This window comes from Mycobacterium sp. ENV421, from assembly GCF_002887815.1.
Lineage (GTDB): Bacteria > Actinomycetota > Actinomycetes > Mycobacteriales > Mycobacteriaceae > Mycobacterium.
Genome location: NZ_PDHO01000112.1, coordinates 1 through 1,639, shown reverse-complemented (window position 1 = coordinate 1,639; position 1,639 = coordinate 1). Strand labels below are relative to the sequence as shown.

Annotated in this window: 1 protein-coding gene; it reads right to left on the bottom strand. The window is 67.9% G+C overall.

What is annotated here, in order from left to right; genetic code table 11:
• Window positions 1-112 precede the first annotated feature (112 nt).
• Window positions 113-1,519, bottom strand: a complete 1,407-nt coding sequence (locus CRM90_RS29880) for an IS1380 family transposase (RefSeq protein WP_102810438.1) — start codon at window positions 1,517-1,519, stop codon at window positions 113-115.
• Window positions 1,520-1,639 lie beyond the last annotated feature (120 nt).

Here is a 1,639-nt window from a genome sequence, read left to right as displayed (position 1 = left end):
GGTGATGATTCTGATGTGGCAACGCGGTTGAGCCGTCCCGTGTCGTCGGGCGGGCGGGCTTTCCCAGGGCCGGTGAGTCTTTCGTGATCGGTTGGTCTGAGGAGCTGCCTGGTCATCCGAAGGCGGTGCGGATCCTGTGCCAGGCGGTCGCGATCGTGGCGGCCCAGCGCCAGGTGGCATCCAGGCGTAGTCGTCGTTGGCGGGCACCGTGGGTGATACGGGCGGCGACGTGTAGGACTCGGTAGCGGAAGGTGGCGATCTCGGCGCGGGCCAGGCCCAGGTGGGTGCGGAATCCGATGAGTCGGCACCAGGTGACCAGGTCGGCGGCGGCCAGCGCGATTTCCAGCCAGGCGGCGTTGGCCCAGAAACCGTGGCAGGGCAGGTTGCGCAGTCCGGTCGCTTTGAGTTCGCGGATGCGGTCTTCGACGCGGGCGTGCTGACGGTGGCGCAGTTCCAGCCCGGCGACCTGGCCGGCCACCACACCGGTTGGGGTGTCGGTGATGAAGGCGGTGACCCGCATGCCGTCGGTGTCGGTGAACCGCAACTGGGCGCCGGGATGCGGGCGCTCTTTGCGCAGGATCAGCCGTGTGCCCGGCGGCCACGACGACAGGTTGACCAGGGTCGTGGCCTCGGCGACCCAGGCGCCATCGCGGATGCCGCCGTCGGTGTCGATCGCCGGATACCAACCGTCGGCGAGGTTGAGGGTGTCCACCGCGTCCTGGACCCGCCAGTCGACGGGATAGCCGAAGGAGAACCCCACCCCAGCGGCCCGGCAGGCGTCGGCGAAGTCGTGGGTGGCTCCGGCGGTGTCGCAGCGCACCAACACCTGCGGCCGGTCCGGATCATCGCCCCTACCGGGGTCGGGTCGCCACCCCACGGGCAGCGCAGCGAGCGCCTGGGCCAAGACGATGACGTGGTCACTGGCGGTGTTGGAGCCAGCGTTGCCGGTGCGCAGCAGCCCGGCCAGGGCTTCCCCGCCGGAGATCTCGGGGCGGTCCAGAAACGCCAGCAGCGGATGATGCCCGAAGGACTTCTTCCAGGTCGGCGTCGCCCCGGCCTTGTTGTCGGAGTGATCGATCACCAAGGTGGCATCGATGTCGATATGCAGCCAGCCACCCGGTACGGGGGCCGCCCCGGCGGTCCAGGCGGCCGCTCGGGCAGCGGCCCGGGCGGCCCGCACCGCGGGCAGGTGGGCGGAATCGATGCGCTCGTCGATCAACCGCCACATCGTGGTCGTCGAAGCCTTCGCGCCGAACACGTGCTCACGATCACCGCACAGCTGGCCGATCCCATCGATACAGTCCGCGCCGTCGGCGATCGCCGCGGCCAGATCGGCGAACACATCGCCAGGTGCATACACCCACGGCCCACGATAGGTATCCGCCAAAGCATTCGTGACCTGCGCCGATAACCCGGTCCGGTCGGCGAGTTCACGCAACATGCCCATCCCAGCGTGCGACACCACACCATGACCGTCCGCCGACACTTTCACCCGCGATGCGACCGCGATATTCTTCACCTGCGAAGTGCCTTCCCGTCAGGATGGTTGAACCCTAAGCAAGTCCAATTATCTCTTGCAGGACAGGCACTTTCGCTTATCTACACACCCCTACAGGCGACATCCCACGAAAAATCCGGG